This is a genomic window from Mycobacterium sp. (genome assembly GCF_049673265.1).
Taxonomy (GTDB): domain Bacteria; phylum Actinomycetota; class Actinomycetes; order Mycobacteriales; family Mycobacteriaceae; genus Mycobacterium.
Genome location: NZ_JBATXN010000692.1, coordinates 1 through 2,402, shown reverse-complemented (window position 1 = coordinate 2,402; position 2,402 = coordinate 1). Strand labels below are relative to the sequence as shown.

The window sequence follows — 2,402 nt, the reverse complement described above, 5'->3', positions numbered from 1 at the left end:
AGGCCGGCGTGCGGAACGTGCTCGCCGACTCCGCCACCGGCTACGGGCTGGCGGGCGTCAAAGACGTCGTGTGCAACCACGGCGTCGACCCCACCATCGTCAAACACGCGATGTTCACCTGCGACCTCACCGTTAATGGCCACAAGGCGCAGGCCACCGTCACATTCGTCGACGACGACGGCACCTACTCGGTCGGGCGTCCCGAGTAGCCAGCACAGTTACTGGGCGACGCGCTTGGCGATCGCCGACGCGAGGGTTACCGCCTCGTTCGCCGGGTTCGCGTTGCAGGTGGTCACATCGATGACGACATTGTTCTTCGACGTCATGGCGCGCTGGCAGGTAGGACCGCCCGCTGCGGAGACGCGGGCTGTCACGGTGCTGCCGTGTCGGGAGACATCCTCGACCGTCCAGGTCGTGGGGTGGTCGTGGGCAGGGCCCAGCACAATTGGTGCCGATCGGCACGTCTGCCAGGTAGTGGCCTGCTGCGCGACGAGGTCGCCGGCCATCGAAGCTGTCCCGAAGGTGGTCACAGCGTTGAACACCGTCGTCCTGCTTTGATCATGCAGCGCCTGGACGTAGGTGGCGCGCGATCCCGAACCTGCGTAAGCATTTTCGTTCGCCGGGATGACTAGTCCGACGCATTGAGCCGGGTCGGCCTGGTCGGTGAACATGCCCGGCCCAGACAGTTTGTCGATCGACTCCAGGCCCGTACTGCCCATGACTTGACCGACGTAGGCGGGATCGGGGAGCAGCGTGGGCAGCGCGTCGTCGCCGATCGCGCGGACGTGCGGCGGAGCAACCGGCGCCGACGGTGTGGTCGGCGCGCTGGATTTAGTCGGTGGGGCAGGAACCGGAACGCCGCCGGGTATGGCTGGCGAATCGTTGTGCCCTGCGCTTGATGCGGCCACCGCAACCGTGATGGCTGCCACCGCAACGGCCACTCCGGCAACCGCGAGCAGCCAACGCTGCGCCTTCGGACTCTGGCCGCCGGCCGGCGGCATGCCCCAAGGCGCCGGGGGCGCCCACGCGTTGGGCACGCCCCAGGGACTCGGTTGAGGGGGAGCCATCGGGGGAATCGGCGCGGGCGGTCCCCACACCGGTGGCGCAGACGGGACCGGCGCGACGAACCGCGGTCGCGGCCGAAAAGCAACCGTGGGTTCGTCGCTGGGCCGGCCGAAGCCGCCATTGCCGTACTGCTGAGCCGGCGGGGTGAGGGTGTGGGTCATCGTGCAGTGCTCCTTGTCGGTGCGGAGCCATCTCCACCTTTGGCCCCTGATGCAACGATTCAACCACACAAAGTGTAGCGTTGCAATACGTAACCGTAGCAGGATCGTAGCGCACCGGGTTGGGATATCTATGCAGCTCACCGGGCTTAATAACTGCCGGCGGCTTCCTACGCGCGGTGTGGGAGCTCATTTTAGCCGCTCAGCTGGAGCATTCTTGCAGCGAAACTGTAGCGATGCGACGGCCCGGCGGCCGACGGCCGGCCACGAGTACGGATTAAGCCCCGCGTGCCAGATCCCGGCCAGAAAGTAGGTAGGTTCGGCGACGTGGTGCTGAACGCCGGAACGATGGTCTCGGGCTATCGCATCGAAAAGGTGCTGGGCTCCGGCGGGATGGGAACGGTGTACCTGGCCGCCAACCCGGTGTTGCCGCGCCGCGACGCCCTCAAAGTCCTGAGCTCGGAGCTTTCCCAGGACCCCCAGTTTCGGGCCCGGTTTCTTCGGGAAGCCGACCTGGCCGCCACGCTGGATCATCCCAACGTGGTCACCGTCTATACCCGCGGTGAAACCGACGAAGGCCAGCTGTGGATCGCTATGCAGTACGTGGCAGGCAGTGACGCGAACAAGGAGCTCGACGAGGGCCGGATGACGGCCAGCCGGGCAGGCCATATCGTCAGCGAGGTCGCCAAGGCACTGGATTATGCGCACCGCCGCAAGCTGATCCATCGCGACGTCAAACCGGCGAACTTCCTGCTCGCACCCGATGATGAGCGAATCTTCTTGGCTGACTTCGGAATTGCGCGTGCCCTCGACGACAGCGTCGGGCTGACTGCGACCGGGACGGTGATGGCCACCGTCGCCTACGCCGCACCGGAGCTGTTGGGCGCAGGGCAAGTCGACGCGAGGGCGGATATTTACGCGCTGGGGTGCTCGCTGTATCGGCTGCTGACCGGGCGTCCGCCGTTCGCCTCGTCGGGCGGCATGGCAGCGGTCATGGCGGCGCACCTGTCCCAGCCGCCGCCACGGGTGACCGATCGCGCCAAGGACCTGCCCCAAGCGATCGACCACGTGGTCGCCAAGGCGATGGCCAAAAATCCGGCCGACCGCTACCAGAGCGCCGGCGAATTCGCCGCGGCCGCCGTCGCCGCGCTAGAGGAAGGCGTCACCGTTCCGGTGGGC

At 66.9% G+C, this 2,402-nt stretch carries 3 protein-coding genes; 2 read left to right on the top strand and 1 reads right to left on the bottom strand.

Annotation, left to right across the window (positions count from 1 at the left end):
- The coding region (locus tag WBF82_RS23530) for a DUF4333 domain-containing protein (RefSeq protein ID WP_424385334.1) at positions 1-209 on the top strand (209 nt) is incomplete at its 5' end.
- A 9-nt stretch (positions 210-218) separates the two neighbouring features.
- Here the strand turns inward: WBF82_RS23530 and WBF82_RS23525 are convergent.
- Positions 219-1,226 (bottom strand): sensor domain-containing protein, encoded by a 1,008-nt coding sequence (locus WBF82_RS23525; protein WP_424385333.1) that lies wholly within the window; start codon positions 1,224-1,226, stop codon positions 219-221.
- 345 nt (positions 1,227-1,571) lie between these two features.
- Here WBF82_RS23525 and WBF82_RS23520 point away from each other — a divergent pair.
- Positions 1,572-2,402: serine/threonine-protein kinase (locus WBF82_RS23520; protein ID WP_424385335.1), on the top strand; the 831-nt coding region annotated here is incomplete at its 3' end.

Excerpts from the sequence above, each read along its gene's own strand:
- WBF82_RS23525 (WP_424385333.1), bottom strand. The coding sequence starts at position 1,226 with ATGACCCACACCCTCACCCCGCCGGCTCAGCAGTACGGCAATGGCGGC.